General features: G+C 72.2%; 16 protein-coding genes. 11 read left to right on the forward strand and 5 right to left on the reverse strand.

Features of this window, described 5'->3' with window-relative positions; all coding sequences use genetic code 11:
- The first annotated feature begins 183 nt into the window (after positions 1 to 183).
- The gene (locus L1857_RS09890) at positions 184 to 969 is read left to right on the forward strand and encodes an electron transfer flavoprotein subunit beta/FixA family protein (RefSeq protein WP_094007441.1); all 786 of its coding nucleotides are present in this window, start codon (positions 184 to 186) and stop codon (positions 967 to 969) included.
- 18 nt (positions 970 to 987) lie between these two features.
- Positions 988 to 1,944 (forward strand): electron transfer flavoprotein subunit alpha/FixB family protein, encoded by a 957-nt coding sequence (locus tag L1857_RS09895; protein ID WP_094007440.1) that lies wholly within the window; start codon positions 988 to 990, stop codon positions 1,942 to 1,944.
- A gap of 55 nt (positions 1,945 to 1,999) precedes the next feature.
- On the opposite strand, the gene L1857_RS09900 is transcribed toward L1857_RS09895, so the two are convergent.
- The gene (locus L1857_RS09900; RefSeq protein ID WP_116115229.1) at positions 2,000 to 3,148 is read right to left on the reverse strand and encodes a mechanosensitive ion channel family protein; all 1,149 of its coding nucleotides are present in this window, start codon (positions 3,146 to 3,148) and stop codon (positions 2,000 to 2,002) included.
- 188 nt (positions 3,149 to 3,336) lie between these two features.
- On the opposite strand from L1857_RS09900, the gene L1857_RS09905 reads away from it, so the two are divergent.
- From L1857_RS09905 to L1857_RS09930, 6 genes are all read left to right on the forward strand, one after another.
- Positions 3,337 to 4,116, forward strand: coding sequence for a GNAT family N-acetyltransferase (locus tag L1857_RS09905; RefSeq protein WP_116115231.1), 780 nt, complete (start codon positions 3,337 to 3,339; stop codon positions 4,114 to 4,116).
- Positions 4,113 to 4,958 (forward strand): lysophospholipid acyltransferase family protein, encoded by an 846-nt coding sequence (locus tag L1857_RS09910; RefSeq protein ID WP_116115232.1) that lies wholly within the window; start codon positions 4,113 to 4,115, stop codon positions 4,956 to 4,958. Before L1857_RS09905 ends, L1857_RS09910 begins: the two co-directional genes overlap by 4 nt.
- Before the next feature lie 274 nt (positions 4,959 to 5,232).
- Positions 5,233 to 6,585: an MFS transporter gene (locus L1857_RS09915; protein WP_116115202.1), complete on the forward strand. Its 1,353-nt coding sequence runs from the start codon at positions 5,233 to 5,235 to the stop codon at positions 6,583 to 6,585.
- Positions 6,586 to 6,612: 27 nt separating this feature from the next.
- On the forward strand, positions 6,613 to 7,809 hold the full coding sequence (locus tag L1857_RS09920; protein WP_116115200.1) for a cysteine desulfurase family protein: 1,197 nt from the start codon (positions 6,613 to 6,615) through the stop codon (positions 7,807 to 7,809).
- Positions 7,809 to 8,897, forward strand: a complete 1,089-nt coding sequence (gene mnmA, locus L1857_RS09925) for a tRNA 2-thiouridine(34) synthase MnmA (protein WP_094007434.1) — start codon at positions 7,809 to 7,811, stop codon at positions 8,895 to 8,897. Before L1857_RS09920 ends, mnmA begins: the two co-directional genes overlap by 1 nt.
- 107 nt (positions 8,898 to 9,004) lie before the next feature.
- Positions 9,005 to 9,346, forward strand: a complete 342-nt coding sequence (locus L1857_RS09930) for an STAS domain-containing protein (protein ID WP_094007433.1) — start codon at positions 9,005 to 9,007, stop codon at positions 9,344 to 9,346.
- 69 nt (positions 9,347 to 9,415) lie between these two features.
- Here the strand turns inward: L1857_RS09930 and L1857_RS09935 are convergent, their stop codons facing one another.
- Together L1857_RS09935 and L1857_RS09940 are read right to left on the reverse strand one after the other, a co-directional pair.
- Positions 9,416 to 10,183: an ATP-binding protein gene (locus L1857_RS09935; RefSeq protein ID WP_116115198.1), complete on the reverse strand. Its 768-nt coding sequence runs from the start codon at positions 10,181 to 10,183 to the stop codon at positions 9,416 to 9,418.
- Positions 10,184 to 10,251: 68 nt separating this feature from the next.
- A complete protein-coding gene (locus L1857_RS09940; RefSeq protein WP_116115196.1) occupies positions 10,252 to 10,863 on the reverse strand; it encodes a TetR/AcrR family transcriptional regulator in 612 nt (203 codons plus the stop codon).
- Between the two features lie 76 nt (positions 10,864 to 10,939).
- Here L1857_RS09940 and L1857_RS09945 point away from each other — a divergent pair, with 76 nt between their 5' ends.
- Both L1857_RS09945 and L1857_RS09950 read left to right on the forward strand, forming a co-directional pair.
- Positions 10,940 to 12,673 (forward strand): ABC transporter ATP-binding protein, encoded by a 1,734-nt coding sequence (locus L1857_RS09945; RefSeq protein ID WP_249464891.1) that lies wholly within the window; start codon positions 10,940 to 10,942, stop codon positions 12,671 to 12,673.
- Between the two features lie 77 nt (positions 12,674 to 12,750).
- Positions 12,751 to 14,592 (forward strand): ABC transporter ATP-binding protein, encoded by a 1,842-nt coding sequence (locus tag L1857_RS09950; RefSeq protein ID WP_240323456.1) that lies wholly within the window; start codon positions 12,751 to 12,753, stop codon positions 14,590 to 14,592.
- Here the strand turns inward: L1857_RS09950 and L1857_RS09955 are convergent.
- Positions 14,541 to 15,752, reverse strand: a complete 1,212-nt coding sequence (locus L1857_RS09955) for an MFS transporter (RefSeq protein WP_249464893.1) — start codon at positions 15,750 to 15,752, stop codon at positions 14,541 to 14,543. The two genes, L1857_RS09950 and L1857_RS09955, sit on opposite strands and share 52 nt — an antisense overlap.
- Positions 15,753 to 15,822: 70 nt before the next feature.
- Between L1857_RS09955 and L1857_RS09960 the strand changes: the two genes are divergently transcribed.
- The gene (locus tag L1857_RS09960; protein ID WP_116115204.1) at positions 15,823 to 16,152 is read left to right on the forward strand and encodes an ArsR/SmtB family transcription factor; all 330 of its coding nucleotides are present in this window, start codon (positions 15,823 to 15,825) and stop codon (positions 16,150 to 16,152) included.
- A gap of 613 nt (positions 16,153 to 16,765) precedes the next feature.
- Here L1857_RS09960 and L1857_RS09965 read toward each other — a convergent pair.
- Positions 16,766 to 17,206, reverse strand: coding sequence for a GNAT family N-acetyltransferase (locus L1857_RS09965; RefSeq protein WP_369806813.1), 441 nt, complete (start codon positions 17,204 to 17,206; stop codon positions 16,766 to 16,768).
- Positions 17,207 to 17,216: the final 10 nt, after the last annotated feature.

Below are 17,216 nucleotides of genomic sequence, written 5' to 3' on the forward strand. Positions count from 1 at the left end.
GGGGTAACCCGTCCGCGCAAGCCGCCACTTGGAGTAGCCTGGGCGTATCGGAGATAAAGCTGAACGATCGTCCCGATAAATCGGGATTCCGGGTGAATGCCGTCACCTCGGGGCGCGTCGGCGGCCGAATCTCCCTACGCTACCGACCAGTAAAGGCTGGTTCAGGGAGGTCGAAGGGGACCAATGACGAACATTGTTGTCCTGGTCAAGCAGGTGCCGGACACCTACTCGGAGCGCAAGCTCTCCGACGGTGACCACACGCTCGACCGCGAGTCCGCCGACGCCGTTCTCGACGAGATCAACGAGAAGGCGGTCGAAGAAGCGCTGAAGATCAAGGAAGCCGGCGAGGGCGAGGTCACCGTGATCTCGGTGGGCCCGGACCGCGCGACCGACGCCATCCGCAAGGCCCTGTCGATGGGCGCGGACAAGGCCATCCACGTCTCGGACGAGGCCCTGCACGGCTCCGACGCCGTGGCCACCGCCAAGGTGCTCGCCGCCGCCGTCGGCAAGGTCGAGGGCTACGACCTGGTCATCGCCGGCAACGAGGCCTCCGACGGCCGCGCCGGCGCCGTGCCCGCGATGCTCGCCGAGCTGCTCGGCCTGCCGCAGCTGACCCAGGTGCGGTCGCTGACCGTCGAGGGCGGCACCGTCAAGGCCGACCGGGAGACCGACGACGGCCTGACCCACCTCGAGGCGAACCTGCCCGCGCTGGTGAGCGTCACCGAGAAGATCAACGAGCCGCGGTACCCGTCCTTCAAGGGCATCATGGCCGCGAAGAAGAAGCCGGTGGAGACCCTGACGATCGCCGACCTCGGCGTCGACGCGGGTGCGGTCGGCCTCGGCAGCGCGCTGTCCACTGTGGTCGAAGCGGCCCCGAAGCCCCCGCGCACCGCGGGTGAGCGCGTCGAGGACGAGGGTGACGGCGGCAGCAAGATCGCCGAGTACCTGGTCGGCCAGAAGATCATCTGAGGCAGGAGCAACGGAGCAATGGCTGAAGTTCTGGTTCTCGTCGACCACCTGAACGGCGAGCTCAAGAAGACCACGTTCGAAGCGCTGACCGCCGCCCGCGAGCTGGGCGAGCCGTCGGCCGTCGTCGTCGGTGCCCCGGGCACCGCCGGCAAGTTCAAGGAGCAGCTGGGCGCCTACGGTGCCCAGAAGGTGTACGTGGCCGAGTCCGAGGACGCCGCGAACTACCTGGTGACCCCGAAGGTCGACGCGCTGGCCAAGCTGGTCGAGCAGACCTCCCCGGCGGCGGTGATCGTCACCGCGTCCGCCGAGGGCAAGGAGGTCTCCGGCCGCCTGGCGATCCGCGTCGGCGGCGGCCTGATCTACGACGCCGTGGGCGTGAACTCCGACGGCACCGTGGAGCAGTCCATCTTCGGTGGCGCGTACTCGGTGAAGTCCAAGGCGCAGGGCCTGCCGATCATCTCGGTGCGCCCGGGTGCGGTCGAGGCGTCGCAGGCCGAGGGCGCGGCGGCCGAGGAGGCCGTCGAGCTGCCCGCGGTGGACGCCGCCAAGTCCGCGAAGATCACCGGCGTGGAGCCGGTCGTCGGTGGTGACCGCCCCGAGCTGACCGAGGCCACGATCGTGGTGTCCGGTGGGCGCGGTGTCGGGTCGGCCGAGAAGTTCGAGGTCGTGGAGAAGCTGGCCGACTCGCTCGGCGCGGCTGTCGGCGCTTCGCGTGCCGCGGTCGACTCCGGCTACTACCCGGCGCAGTTCCAGGTGGGGCAGACCGGTAAGACGGTCTCGCCGCAGCTGTACGTCGCGCTGGGCATCTCCGGGGCCATCCAGCACCGGGCCGGCATGCAGACCTCGAAGACGATCGTCGCGGTCAACAAGGACCCCGAGGCGCCGATCTTCGAGATCGCGGACTTCGGTGTGGTGGGCGACCTGTTCAACGTCGCGCCGCAGCTGACCGAAGAGGTCACCAAGCGCAAGAGCTGACGCTCGCCCGAGGCAGGGGCCACCGCCGGGTTTCCGGCGGTGGCCCTTCGTCGTGTCAGGTCTTTCGCGGGCCGTTGAACGCGTGCTCGCGCACCAGGCCGTCCACGCTGTCGCCGAAGACGCGGGCGTCGTGGTCCGGCGTGGGTTCCTCGACGGGGCGCGCGGGCGTGCTCGGCACCTGCTCGGCGCGCAGCCGCGGCACCGCGTAGGGGTGCTTGCCGCGCACCCAGTGCACCAGCCGTTCCCGCACCAGGCAGCGCAGGTCCCACAGCGTCGGCGCGTCCACCGCGCTCACCAGTGCCCGCACCCGCACCAGGGTGTGCGTCGCGTCGGTCACCTGCAGCACGCTCACCCGGCCGTCCCACAGGTCGGTCGACTCCAGGATCCGCCGCAGCTCGTCACGCATCTCGTCGACCGGCATCGTCCAGTCCACGTCCAGCTCGACCGTCCCGAGCAGCGCGGCGTCGCGGCGGGTCCAGTTCTCGAACGGCTGCGACATGAACTGCGCGGTCGGGATGACCAGCCGCCGGTCGTCCCACAGGTGCACCACCAGGTAGGTCAGCGTGATGTCCTCCACCCGGCCCCACTCGTTCTCCACGATCACCACGTCGTCCAGCCGGATGGCGTCGCTGAACGCGATCTGCAGGCCGGCGAACACGTTGCCCAGCAACGACTGCGCGGCCAGAGCGGCGATCGCGCCGATGACCCCGGCCGAGGCGAGCAGGCTGGTGCCCGCCGTGCGCAGCCCGGGGAACGTCATCAGCATCGCGCCCAGCGCGAGCACCGCGACCGCCGCCACGATCACCCGCCGCACCAGCCGGATCTGCGTCTGCATGCGCCGCGCGTGCCGGTTGTCGGCCACGTCGACGCGCCAGCGGGTGAGCATCGTCTGCTCGATCGCGGTCAGCACGCCCGCGAGCAGCCACGCCCCGGTCCCGATCAGCGCCAGCGTCAGCAGGTGCGACGTGACGGCGCGCCACGATCCGGTGGGCAACGCGACGAGCACGGTGATGCGCAGGACGACCATCGCGCCGAACCAGCGCAGCGGCCGGTGGATGTACTCGGCCAGCTCACCCAGCAGGGTCGCGCGCTGCCCGAGCCGTCGCAGAACCCGCCGCAGCACGTACTCGACCGCCAGGAACAGGCCGAACACCAACGCCGCCACACCGAGCGCCACCACGATCCGCATCCAGCTGCCGGACATCCCTCTCACTTCCGTTCGGCACCACGTTCCGTGGGGCCATACCCCGATCGAGTGGATCTCAAGACTTGAGCCTCGTCACGCCCGGCTTCCTGAGAGAACCCTGAGAACCCGTGGTTCATCCAACGTGCACGAGGTGGTCACGCGATGAACCTCCTGGCGGTTTCCTTCCCGCCGGTACACCTACACACATGACGCGGTCCCAGTTGCTCGTCAGCACCGACAGCCAGGACGGCCAGCTGCCCGAGGGCGCTGCCCGGTACTCCCTCCTCGTCGCCTACGACAACGAGGAAGTCGTTGCCGCCCAACGACTCCGCTACCAGGTCTTCGCCGAGGAGATGGGTGCCCGGCTGCACTCCGCGCCCGGCCTGGACGCCGACGAGTTCGACGAGTTCTGCGACCACCTCGTGGTGCGCGACGACAACACCGGCGAGATCGTCGGCACCTACCGGATGCTCCCGCCGGGACGCGCCGAACGGGCCGGCGGCCTGTACGCCGAGACCGAGTTCGACCTGTCCAACCTCGCCGGGCTGCGGGGTTCGCTGGTCGAGACCGGCCGCTCGTGCGTGCACCCCGACCACCGCTCCGGCGCCGTGGTGAGCCTGGTGTGGGCCGGCATCGGGCGGTACATGCTGCTGTCCGGCCACCGCTACCTCGGCGGCTGCGCCTCGGTGCCGCTCACCGACGGCGGTTCCTACGCCGCGGGCGTGTGGGACGTGCTGCGCGCCAAGCACTACGCGCCCGAGTCGCAGCGCGTCTGGCCGCTCAACCCCTGGCCGGACGCCGGTATCGCGCGGCCGACGCGGTCGGTGCTGCCGCCGCTGATCAAGGGCTACACGCGGCTCGGCGCCAAGGTCTGCGGCCCGCCTGCGCACGACCCGGACTTCGGCGTCGCCGACTTCTTCACCCTGCTCGACCTGCAGCGGATGGACGAGCGCTACCTGAAGTTCTTCCTCGGGCACCAGGCATGAGCCACCCCTGGATGCCGGCTTCGCCGTGCGGGAACGGGTGCCTGACGCCGGGCGCCCCGACGGTCGGCGCAGCGCGGCGCGCGCTGCGGTTCACCGCTGCTGCCGCCGTGGTGCTGCTGGCCTTCGCCGCCCTGCCGGCGCTGTTCGTGCCGCGGTTGCGGGAACCGTTGGCGCGCCGGGTGTTCCGCGGTGTGCTGCGGGCGTTCGGGGTGCGGCTGGTGGTCCGGGGTGAGCCGCTGGACGGCGGTGGCCGCGGTGCGCTGGTGGTGAACAACCACATCTCGTGGCTGGACATCGTGGCGGTCAACGCGGTCCGGCCGATGCGCGCGCTGGCGAAGAAGGAGATCGCGGGCTGGCCGGTGCTGGGCACGCTCGTCGCGCGTGGCGGCAGCATCTTCCTGGACCGGGAACGGCTGTCCACCCTGCCGGGCACGATCGACGGCCTGGCCGCGGCGCTGCGCGGGGGTTCGCTGGTCAACGTCACACCCGAGGGCACCACGTGGTGCGGGCTGGCGTCCGGCCGGTTCCGACCGGCGACCTTCCAGGCCGCGATCGACGCCGGGGTCCCGGTGCGGCCGCTCGCGCTGCGCTACCGGATGGCCGACGGCCGCGAGACGACCCAGCCGGCGTTCATCGGACCGGAATCGCTGATCGACTCGCTGAAGCGGGTCGCGGCGCTGCGCGGCCTGGTGCTGGAAGTGACGGTGTGCGGGGAGATCGCGCCCGGGCGGGCCGCGGATCGGCGGGAGCTGGCCGGGCTGGCGGAGGCTTCGGTGCAGGCGGCTCTGGGGAATGTTGTGCAGCGGCGGGTTGTGGTCGCGAGGCGCTACGCGCGTATCTGAACTGCGCCGGCTTCGCTTCGCTACGCCCGGATTGGTGCCCTCCCGAACCCGATCTTTCAGTGTTCGGTTGCCGAGAAGTCGCGTCAAGGCGGGAAAGCGTGCCTTGACCCGACTGCTCGGCAACCGATGTGGGCTGGGGATCGGGTGCGGGAAGGGGAGTGGTTCGGGGGGTAGGGGCTTGCGTTGCCGGGTGGCGGTTTTGTGGCTTGTCTTGACCTCCACCGTGCTGGGCTTGTCTTGACCTCCACCGTGCTGGAGGTGTCAGGCTGGCGCCATGATCGTCGAAGCCCGGTCGCGTGGTGTGTTGTGGACGGCCGAGCACCGGACGACCACCGTGGCCAGCCTGCTGGTCGTCACCCTGATCGCGTTCGAGAACATGGGTGTCGCCACCGCGATGCCCACCATGGTCGGCGACCTGGACGGGCAGCGGCTCTACTCGTGGCCGTTCACCGCATTCCTGATCGCCAGCGTCGTCGCGACCGTGCTGTCCGGGCGGTTCTGCGACCGCCGCGGCCCGGCGCTGCCGATGCTCGCCGGGCCCGCCCTCTTCCTCGCCGGCCTGATCGTCGCCGGGACCGCCACCGACATGGCGCTCCTGCTCGCCGGCCGGGTCCTCCAGGGGCTGGGCTCGGGCACCGTCCTGGTCGCCGTCTCACTGCTGATCGCGCTCGTCTACACCGACCGCGAACGGCCGATGATGTACGCGGCCAACGCCGCCGCCTGGGTGCTGCCCGCCGTGATCGGGCCGACCGTCGCCGGCCTGGTCACCGAGCACCTCGGCTGGCGCTGGGTGTTCCTCGGCCTCGCGCCGCTGGCCGTGGTCGGTCTCCTCATGCTGATCCCGGTCGCCCGCCGGCTCACCCACGTCGCCGGCGAACGGCAGCGCCGGGCCGGGATCGTCGTCGCCCTCGCCGCCGCCGTCGGGGTCGCCGCGCTGACCTGGGCCGCCCAGCATCCCAGCCCGGCCGCGCTCGGCTACGGCGCCGCCGGGCTCCTCGCGCTCGCCCTGGCGGTCCGCCGCCTCGTCCCGCCCGGCACGGTCACCGCGCGGCCCGGCCTGCCCACCGTGGTCGCCTCCCGCGCCCTGCTCGGCGGCGCCTTCGCCGGGATGGAGGCCTACCTGCCGCTGGCCATGGCCACCGTCCACGGCTACAGCCCGGCGCTGGCCGGGCTCCCGCTGACCGCCACCGCGCTCACCTGGTCGGCCGCCTCGGCCGTGCAGGGCCGCCACCCGGACTGGTCCCGCGAGAAGCTGCTGCGCGCCGGGTTCGCCATGGTCGCCGTCAGCGTGCTGCTGTTCGGGTTCGTCGCGCAGCCGTGGTTCCCCGGCTGGCTCGCGTTCGTCGCGTGCCTGATCGGCGGGGCCGGCATGGGCGTCGCCTACCCGTCGATCTCGCTGCTGTTGCTGCGCTTCTCGCCCGAGCACGAGCGCGGGTTCAACACCTCCGCGATGCAGCTCGGCGACTGGGTCACCTCGGCGCTGACCGTCGGCTTCGGCGGGGTCCTGCTCGGCCTGCTCGCCTCGGCCCACGAGCCCGCTCCGGCCCTGGGTGTGCTCGCGCTCACCCTCGCCGCGCTCGCCGTGGTGGGCGTCGTCATCACCCGCCGGTGGCCCACGCGCGGGTGATACCGCACGGTCTACCCTGGTAGTGCGATGACCTATCTCGACCACGCGGCGACCACCCCGATGTCGCCGTCCGCCATTGCGGCGATGAGCGAGGCGCTGTCCACGGTGGGCAACGCCAGCTCGCTGCATTCCTCCGGCCGCCGCGCGCGGCGGGCCGTCGAGGAGGCGCGGGAGGTCATCGGCGAGGCGCTGGGCGCTCGTCCGTCCGAGGTCATCTTCACCGCGGGCGGCACGGAGAGTGACAACCTCGCGGTGAAGGGCATCTTCTGGGCCCGCCACGGCGCCGACCCGGCCCGCCGCCGCGTCCTGGCGAGCGCGGTCGAGCACCACGCCGTGCTCGACGCGGTGCAGTGGCTGGCCGACCACGCGCAGGCCGAGGTGACCTGGCTGGACGTGGACGAGCACGGCCGCGTGCTGCCGGAGACGCTGCGCAAGGCCATCGAGGCCGACCCGGACGACGTGGCGCTGGTCACCGTCATGTGGGCGAACAACGAGGTCGGCACGGTCAACCCGATGCCGGAGCTGGCCGAGATCTGCGCCGAGCACGACATCCCGCTGCACACCGACGCCGTGCAGGCCGTCGGCGCGGTCCCGGTCCACTTCGCCGACAGCGGCGTGGCCGCGCTGACCCTCACCGGGCACAAGCTCGGCGGCCCGTACGGCGTCGGCGCGCTCCTGCTCTCGCGCGACACCGAATGCGTGCCGCTGCTGCACGGCGGTGGCCAGGAACGCGACGTCCGCTCCGGCACGCTCGACGTGCCGGCCATCCGCGCGTTCGCCACGGCCGTCGAGGAGGCGGTGCGCGAGCAGCCGCGCTACGCCGAGCGGGTCGGCGGCCTGCGGGACGCGCTGATCGAGGCGGTCCGGCGCGAGGTGCCCGACGTGATCCTCAACGGCATGCCCGGCGGCGAGGGCAGGCTGCCGGGCATCGCGCACTTCACGTTCCCCGGCTGCGCGGGCGACAGCCTGCTGATGCTGCTGGACGCCAAGGGCATCGAGTGCTCGACCGGCTCGGCGTGCACCGCGGGTGTCGCGCAGCCCAGCCACGTGCTGCTGGCGATGGGCGCCGACGCCGCGTCGGCCCGCGGTTCGCTGCGGTTCTCGCTCGGGCACACGTCCACACCGGACGATGTCGAGGCGGTGGCGCGGGAGATCGGCGCCGTGGTCGCGCGGGCGCGGCAGGCCGGGCTGTCCGGGCTGCGCAAGAACAAGCAGGAGGTGTGATGCGGGTACTGGCCGCGATGAGCGGGGGAGTGGACTCGGCCGTGGCGGCGGCCCGCGCGGTGGAGGCCGGGCACGACGTGGTCGGCGTGCACCTGGCGCTGTCGGCCAAGCCCGGCACGCTGCGCACCGGGTCGCGCGGGTGCTGCACGATCGAGGACTCGCACGACGCGCGCCGCGCCGCGGACATCCTCGGCATCCCGTTCTACGTCTGGGACTTCGCCGAGCGGTTCACCGAGGAGGTCATCGAGACCTTCGTCGGCGAGTACGCCGCCGGCCGCACGCCCAACCCGTGCGTCACGTGCAACGAGAAGATCAAGTTCGAGGCCCTGCTGGAGAAGGCGATCGCGCTCGGGTTCGACGCCGTCGCCACCGGCCACTACGCCCGGCTGTCCGTTGTGGACGGTGTGCCGGAGCTGCGCCGCGCGGTGGACCCGGACAAGGACCAGTCCTACGTGCTGGCCTCGCTGACGCCCGAGCAGCTGCGCCACTCGATGTTCCCGGTCGGCGACACCCGCAAGCCGGACATCCGCGCGGAGGCCGAACGGCGCGGGCTCGCCGTGGCGCGCAAGCCGGACAGCCACGACATCTGCTTCATCCCCGACGGCGACACCAAGAAGTTCCTGGAGAAGCGCCTCGGCCAGCGGCCGGGTGACCTGGTGGACGCCGAGACCGGGGCGGTCCTCGGCCGCCACACCGGCGTGCACGGCTTCACCATCGGCCAGCGCAAGGGCCTGGGCATCGACCGCTCGGTGCTGGACGGCAAGCCGCGCTACGTGCTGGCGCTGGAGCCGGTGTCCGGCACGGTCAAGGTCGGCTCGGCGGACGCGCTGACCGTCCGCGAGATCCGCGCCGACCGCCCGGTCTGGCCGGGGCGGCCGCTGGACGGCCCGACGGAGTGCGTGGTCCAGGTCCGCGCGCACGGCGGTCTCGGCGAGGCCGTCGCCGAGGTCGACGGCGACCAGGTGCGGATCCAGCTGCGCGAACCTCTCACCGGCGTCGCCCCCGGGCAGGTCGTCGTGCTCTACCGGCCGGACGCCGCGGGCGACGTCGTGCTGGGCAGCGCGAAGATCGCGGCAACCGACGGGTAACGCCCGATCCGGTGAACTCGGTGGCTGTGCGGTTTAGCCGCGCGGCGCTAGCATCGTGGTCCGGTTCCGGCCGGAGACACGACCACGTTGCCGAGGGGGCGAACCTGGTGTCCGACGTGCCGCGCACCCCGCTCACCGAGCGGCTGCTGGACCTCGCCGTCGAGTACCGCTCCGGGGCGTGCGTGGTGCGTGCGAGCGGCGAGATCGACCTCTGCACCGCGCCCCGGCTCGCCGAGGCGCTCGCCGGGCGACCCGGCCCGGTCGTGCTCGACCTGACCCGGGTCGCGTTCCTCAGCGCCGCCGGGGTGCAGGCGATGCTCGACGTGCGGGACCGGGAGCTGCGGGTGGTCGCTCCGCGGAGCAGTCAGCCCGCCCGCGTCCTCGGCCTCACCGGCGTGACCGCGGTCCTGCCCCGCTACGAAACGGTGTGCGAGGCGCTGGGTTCGTGATCCGCTGACCGGCCGGAACAGGGCGTGGCCGCCTGCTCACTCCCCGCGTCGGTTGCGTGCTGCCGGAAGTCAGGTCGGGAACGGGGCGAGGCGCCGGGGGCCGACACTGAGCACCGCCCAGACGATCTTGCCGCCGTCCCGCGCCGGGGAGCAGCCCCAGGTCCGGGACAGCGCCGAGATGACCTGCAGGCCGTAGCCCTGGAGCCGGCCGCTGGGCCGCTGCCGCAGGACGGCCGGGCGCGGGTCCTCGTCGCGGACGGCGATGGTCAGGTAGCCGCTGCGCAGCTCCAGCCGCACCTCCAGCGCGGTGCCCGCGTGCGTGATCGCGTTCTCGACCAGTTCGGTGGCCACCCCGAGCGCGTCCTCCAGCCGGTGCCGGACGTTCCACTTGCGACAGGTCTCCTGGACGAACAGCCGGGCGCCGTGCGAACTGCTCGGGAGCGGGAGGAACACGGCCGCCCGCCGTCGCCGCAGCGGCGGTTCGGCCACCGCCTCGATCGCCGCCTCGAGGCGTGGGTAGACGGGGACGAAGCGGCGGATGGCGCTGCCGGAGAGCAACCGGTGCCGGTGCGGATCGTTCGCGACGAGCAGCACCGGCACGGCGGGCCACTGGTCGGTGCGCATCCGGACCGCCGAAAACACGGTCAGCGCGGGCTCGGTGGTCACGTCCAGGTCGTCGACCTGCGCGATCAGCGCCCGCGGCTGGTCCAGCGTCAGCTTGATCAGGCTGTCCCGGAGTTCCCCGTAGCTGTGGGTGTTCAGCCGCCCGGTGAGGTCGACGACCGTGCACCCGGCGACGTCCCGTTGCCGGATGAGGACCCGTCCAGCGGTGCTCATACTTCCGACACCGCCTCCACACTTCTCGTCGATCGTGTCAGCGGATTGATACCCCGCCGGAGGGCCGGTCATTCCTCCCCGGGCGATTCCGTGTGCGCCAATCCCCGCAACAGGGGCAGAAGAACGTCGTCGACGATCTCGGTAATCGTTTTCTCGTCGATTTCCCGGTGGTGGAAGATGGCCTCGGCGCGGATGAGGTCGAGGGGGACGCGCGCGACGCGCGGCGTGATCTGCACGGGCGGGATCTCCCCGCGCTCCACGGCTTTCCGCACGACGGTCTCGACGGCGGGCCACTGCCTGGTGGCGGCGATCTGCTTGAGCAGCAAGGCGAACACTTCGGGGTCGCGGAACGTTTCGCTCATCAGTCCGGCGAGAACGTCGCGCGGGGTGTCCTGGAATCGATGCACGAACCGATGCAACAGTGCCAGCAGGTCCGACCGGAGCGCGCCGGTGTCGGGCAGGTCGCCGCCGTCCGGCACGCGACGGCGCCAGGCCGCGAGGACCAGCTCGGGACGCCCGGGCCAGCGCCGGTAGACGACCGGCTTGCTGGTGCCCGCGCGGGCCGCGACGCCCTCCATGGTGAGTTTGGCGTAGCCGACCTCGACGAGTTCGGCCCAGGCCGCGTCCAGGATCGCGGACTCCAGTTCCGCGCCGTGACGCCTCGACTTCGGCTCCGGCACCCGGCTCTCCAAAATACGTTGCGTTTCTTACGGCGGTAGCCTACTCAGTGGTTATCGACCGTTCCTAGGGGGAATCGTGCTTAACCGGATATTGCGGACATTCCTGCGTCCGTACTGGCGAGCGCTCGCCGCGGTGGTGGTGCTGCAGCTCGTGGGCACCATCGCTTCGCTCTACCTGCCGAGCCTCAACGCCGACATCATCGATCGCGGCGTGGCCACGGGGGACACCGGCTACATCTTCTCCACCGGCGGCTGGATGCTGGCCGTGACGCTGCTGCAGATCGCCTGCGCCATCGGCGCGGTGTACTTCGGGGCGCGCAGCGCGGCCGGGTTCGGGCGCGACGTGCGGGCCGCCGTCTTCCACCGCGTGGGCGGCTTCTCCGCGCGCGAAGTGGCGCAGTTCGGGGCACCCTCGCTGATCACCCGCACCACCAACGACGTGCAGCAGGTGCAGATGATCGTGGTGATGGGCTGCACGATCCTGATCATGGCGCCGATCATGTGCGTCGGCGGCATCGTGCTCGCGCTCGAACAGGACGTGGGGTTGTCCTGGCTGCTGCTGGTCGCGATCCCGGTGCTGCTCGCCGCGATCGGGCTCATCGTGTCGCGCATGGTGCCGCAGTTCCGGCTCATGCAGACCCGCATCGACCAGGTCAACCGCGTGCTGCGGGAACAGCTGTCCGGCATCCGCGTGGTGCGGGCGTTCGTCCGCGAGCGCGACGAGGTGCGGCGCTTCGCCGTCGCCAACGACGAGCTGACCGTCACCGCGCTGCGCGTCGGCCGCCTGCAGGCGCTGATCTTCCCCACGGTCATGCTGGTGATGAACGCCTCCAGCGTCGCCGTGCTGTGGTTCGGCGCGCACCGCGTGGCGAGCGGCGAGATGCAGATCGGTGCCCTGACGGCGTTCCTGAACTACCTGATCCAGATCCTGATGTCGGTCACCATGGCGACCTTCATCGCGACGATGATCCCGCGCGCGTCCGTGTGCGCCGAGCGCATCGCGGAGGTGCTGGACACCGACTCGTCGGTGCGGCCGCCGCTGCGGCCGGTGCGGGAGGTGACCGAGCACGGCGCCGTCGAGTTCCAGGGGGTGGAGTTCCGGTACCCGGGCGCGGACGCCCCGGTGCTGCGGAACATCGCGTTCCGCGCGGAGGCCGGGAAGACCACCGCGATCATCGGCAGCACCGGCGCCGGCAAGACCACGCTGCTGTCGCTGGTGCCGCGGCTCTTCGACGCCACGGCGGGGCGGGTGCTGGTCGACGGCGTCGACGTCCGGGAACTCGACCCGGACGTGCTGTGGGGCCGCATCGGGCTGGTGCCGCAGCGGCCGTACCTGTTCACCGGCACCGTGGCGAGCAACCTGCGCTACGGCAAACCGGACGCCACCGACGAAGAACTGTGGCAGGCGCTGGAGATCGCGCAGGCGCGGGAGTTCGTGTCGGAGATGCCCGGCGGCCTGGACGCGCCGATCGCGCAGGGCGGCACGAACGTCTCCGGCGGCCAGCGGCAGCGGCTCGCGATCGCGCGGGCACTGGTGCGCAAGCCGGAGGTCTACCTGTTCGACGACTCGTTCTCGGCGCTGGACCTGGCGACCGACGCCCGGCTGCGCGCGGCGCTGGCCCCGCACACCGCCGACGCCGCGGTTCTCGTGGTGGCGCAACGGGTTTCCACGATCGCCGACGCCGACCAGATCGTCGTGCTGGAGAACGGGGAGATCGCCGGTCTCGGCACGCACGCCGAGCTGGTGCGCGACTGCCCCACCTACCTCGAAATCGTGCAGTCCCAGCTCACCGCGGAGGAAGCGGCGTGACCAGACCAGGTTTCCCCGGCGCGCCAGCCGGGCCCGTGCAGAAGCCGAAGAGCTTCGGCGACGCCGCCCGGCGGCTGATGGGCCGGTTGCGCCCGGAACGGCTCACGCTCGCGTTCGTGGTCGTCCTCGGGGTCGCGAGCGTCGCGTTCACCGTGGTGGGGCCGAAGATCCTGGGCCACGCCACGGACATCATCTTCGGCGGGTTCATCTCCAGCCGCCTGCCCGAGGGCACCACCACCGAGCAGGCCGTCGCGGCGGCGCGGGCGGAGGGCAACACCAACCTCGCCGACATGCTCGCCCGGATGGACGTGGTGCCGGGCGCCGGCATCGACTTCATCGCGCTCGGCCGGGTGCTGGCGTGGGTGCTGGTGCTGTATGTGGCCGCGTCGGTCTTCGGGTGGCTGCAGGGGTACCTGCTCAACGGGGCCGTGCAGCGCGTGGTGTACCGGCTGCGTGAGGACGTCGAGGCGAAGCTGCACCGGCTGCCGTTGCGGTACTTCGACGGGCAGCCGCGCGGTGAGCTGCTGTCCCGCGTCACCAACGACATCGACAACATCGCCCTGACGCTGCAACAGACCCTGAGCCAGCTGCTCACGTCGCTGCTGTCGCTGATCGGCGTGCTGGTGATGATGTTCGTGGTGTCGCCGCTGCTGGCGGTGATCGCGTTGCTGGTGGTCCCGGCCTCGATCGTGCTGACCAGGGCGATCGGGAAGCGCTCGCAGAAGCTGTTCGTGGCGCAGTGGAAGCACACCGGCGCGCTCAACGCGCACATCGAGGAGGCGTTCAGCGGGCACGAGCTGGTGACGGTGTTCGGCCGCCGCCGCGAGGTCGAGCGGGAGTTCGGGCGCCGCAACGACGACCTCTACCGCGCCGGGATGGGCGCGCAGTTCATCTCCGGGATCATCATGCCGGCGATGATGTTCCTGTCGAACCTCAGCTACGTGGTGCTGGCCGTCGTCGGTGGTCTGCGCGTCGCGACGGGCACGATGACGCTCGGCGACGTGCAGGCGTTCCTGCAGTACTCGCGCCAGTTCACGCAGCCGTTGACGCAGGCCGCGTCGATGGCGAACCTGCTGCAGTCCGGGGTCGCCTCGGCCGAGCGGGTCTTCGAGCTGCTGGACGCGGCGGAGCAGGAGCCGGACACCGCGTCGCCGAAGCTGCCGGAGCAGCGCCGGGGCCGGGTGGAGTTCGAGCACGTCGGCTTCTCCTACGACCCGGAGCGGCGGCTGATCGAGGACCTGTCGCTGGTGGCCGAGCCGGGGCAGACGGTGGCGATCGTCGGGCCGACCGGGGCGGGCAAGACCACGCTGGTGAACCTGATCATGCGGTTCTACGAGCTGGACGCCGGGCGGATCACCCTCGACGGCGTGGACATCACCGAGATGACCCGCGACGAGCTGCGCGGCCAGACCGGGATGGTGCTGCAGGACACCTGGCTGTTCAACGGCACCATCCGGGACAACATCGCCTACGGCAGGCCGTCGGCGACCGCCGAGGAGGTCGAGGCCGCCGCGCGGGCCACGTTCGTCGACCGGTTCGTGCGCAGCCTGCCCGACGGCTACGACACGGTGATCGACGACGAGGGCACCAACCTCAGCGCGGGGGAGAAGCAGCTGGTGACGATCGCGCGGGCGTTCCTCGCCGATCCGTCGCTGCTGATCCTCGACGAGGCCACCAGCTCGGTCGACACCCGCACCGAGGCGTTGCTGCAGCAGGCGATGGCGGCGCTGCGGACCGACCGCACCTCGTTCGTGATCGCGCACCGCCTGTCCACGATCCGCGACGCCGACCTCATCCTGGTGATGGAGTCGGGGCGGATCGTGGAGCAGGGCACGCACGAGGCGCTGCTCGCCGCGGGCGGGGCCTACTACCGGCTGTACTCGGCGCAGTTCCGCAGCCCGGTGGAAGCCGCTTCCTGACGGGTGGGGCGGCCTCGCCCGGCGACGAGGCCGCCCGCCACCGCGGCGGCGATCACGACGGCACCGAACGCGGTGGCGCCGGTGGCCAGGCCGGTGGCGTCGCTGAGGAACCCCGCGGCGAGCGGGAGGACCGCGGCGGGCACGTAGCCGCCGACGTTCTGCGCGGCGGTGGCCTCGGCGAGCCGGTTGGCCGGGACGCTGGCGTTGACCAGCGTGAGGCCGCCGAACTGGCCCATGCCCTGACCGGTTCCGGCGAGCACCGCGGCGGCCGCCAGCAGCGCGAGCGACGAGGTCGGCAGCGCGGCGATCAGGGCGGCCATGCTCGCCGTGGTCGAGGCGGCGCCGGCGATCAGGATGGTCCGGGCGGGCAGCCCGCGCACGGCGAACTGGATGCCCGTCGCGCCGAGGAACATGACGAACGCGAGCGCTCCGGCGACGATCCGGTCGGTGCTGCCCAGCAGTTCGCTCAGCACGGACGGGCCGAGGGACAGCACGAACGAGGTCGCCGTGATGCCGGGTGCGAACACGGCGATGCCGCGCAGGACGGCGCCGCGGCCGTCCGGGTGGACGTCCGGGATCCGGATCCAGGCGCGGGTGGCGCTGCGCGGGCGGGGCAGCGGCAGCCGCGCGACGACGACCGCGGCCGAGGCGAGCAGGACGATCTCGGCGAGGAAGATCGTGACCGTCGGCCCGGGCAGGGTTTCCGACGCGACGCCGGCCAGCAGCGGCCCGAGGCCCGCGCCGAGGACCATCGCGGTCGAGGACGCCAGCGCCGCGGTCTTGCCGCGGCCCGGGGCGACGTCGTTGACCGCGGCCATGCCGGCGGAGACCGCGGCGCCGACGGCGAGCCCGGCGAGGAACCGCGCGATCGCCAGGGCGAGCACCGAGGTGGCGGTGGCGAAGAGGACGCAGGCGACGATGCCCAGCGCGAGCGCCGGGAGGAGAACGGGTTTGCGCCCGATCCGGTCCGAGACCACGCCCGCGACCAGGAGCGCGCCGAGCAGGCCCGCGATGTAGCAGGCGAAGACGACGGTCAGGACGCCGGCGGAGAAGCCGAGTTCGCGTTGCCAGAGCACGTAGAGCGGGGTCGGGGCGTTGGACAGGACGAACACGGCGAGGACCGGCCAGGCGGCGAGCCAGACGGCGCGTTGCGGGATCACGTGCTGCTCCTAGTTCGACTTTTCTCGTACTTGTTCGAAGATAGCCGAACTAAGAGCTATGATCGGGATTGTGACCGAGGAGACGCTGCCGCAGCCGGCCCGCGAGGAGATCCGCCTGGAAACGGTGCTCTCCGCGCTGAGCGACCCGCTGCGGCTGGGGATGGTGCGGAAGCTGTTGCTGGAGTCCCCGGGCGTGCCGCGTTCCTGCGGGTGGTTCGGGATCGACCGCCCGAAGTCGACGCTGAGCCACCACTTCAAGCTGCTGCGCGAGGCCGGCGTGACGACGCAGCGGCAGTTCGGACTGGAGCGGCGCAGCGAGGTGCGGGTGACCGACCTGGAGGCGCGGTTCCCGGGACTGCTGGACCTGGTGCGGAACTGGGAGCCACCGGCCGCCGCGTGACTGCGCCCGGCTGGAGGGCTGTGGCGGAGGTGGCCGACGAGCGCGCGCCGTTCTGGTGCTGGAGGTGGGAGCCACCGGCCGCCGTGTGACCCCGCCCGGCTGGAGAGCTGTGGAGGCGGTCGGTGGCGTGTGCCGAAGCGGCTGGAGCCGCCCGGCCGCCGCGTGACCACGCACGGTGGACTGCCGCGACGGAGGCGATTGGTAGGCGCGCCCGCGTTGTTGCCGCGGTCGTGGGCAACCGCGCCTGGCTAAACCACCGGGGCGAGGGCGGCCGGTGAGGCGCGTGCCGCAGCGCTGGAGCCACCCGGGCCCGCGTGACCTCGCCTGGTGGGCTGCCGCCGCGGAGGCAGCCGGTGTGTGCGCCACTCTGCCGCGCGGGGCGACCGTGCCCGGTTGGGCTGCCGCGGCGGAAGCCGCCAGTGGGCGCGTGCCGCAATGACTGGAGCCACCTGCCGCCGCGTGACGCCGCCTGGCGGAGCCCGCCGGTGGGCGCGCGCTCCGCTGCCGCGGCCGGGGGCAACCGCGCCTGGCTAAACCACCGCCGCGAAGGCGGCCGGGGGCATGCGGCAGCGGCTGGAACCACCGGCCGCCGCGTGACCCACCGGGCCCCGTGTCAGAGCATCAGCTTGAACCCCACGTGGCTGGCCTCGAACCCGAGCCGCTCGTAGAAGCGGTGCGCGTTCACCCGCGAGGCGTCCGAGGTGAGCTGCACCATCGCGCACCCGCGCCGCCGGGCCTCCTCGACCGCGAACTCCATCAGCGTCGCCCCGAGACCGTTGCCCCGCTGGTCGCCCCGCACCCGCACCGCCTCCACCAGCGCCCGCGTCGCGCCGCGGCGGGACAGGCCCGGGATGAACGTGAGCTGCAAGGTCCCGACCAGGGCGCCGTCCCGCTCCGCCACCGCCAGCAGCTGGTTCGGGTCCGCCGCGATGGCCTCGAACGCCCGCAGGTACCCCGGATCGCCGGGCTGCTCGCGCCGCGCGCCGAGGTGGTCGTCGGCCAGCATCGCCACGATCTCCTCGACATCCGCGCGCCGAGCACGTCTAATGTGGATCTCACTCACG

The organism is Amycolatopsis thermalba, from assembly GCF_023376025.1.
Classification (GTDB): Bacteria; Actinomycetota; Actinomycetes; order Mycobacteriales; family Pseudonocardiaceae; genus Amycolatopsis_E; species Amycolatopsis_E thermalba.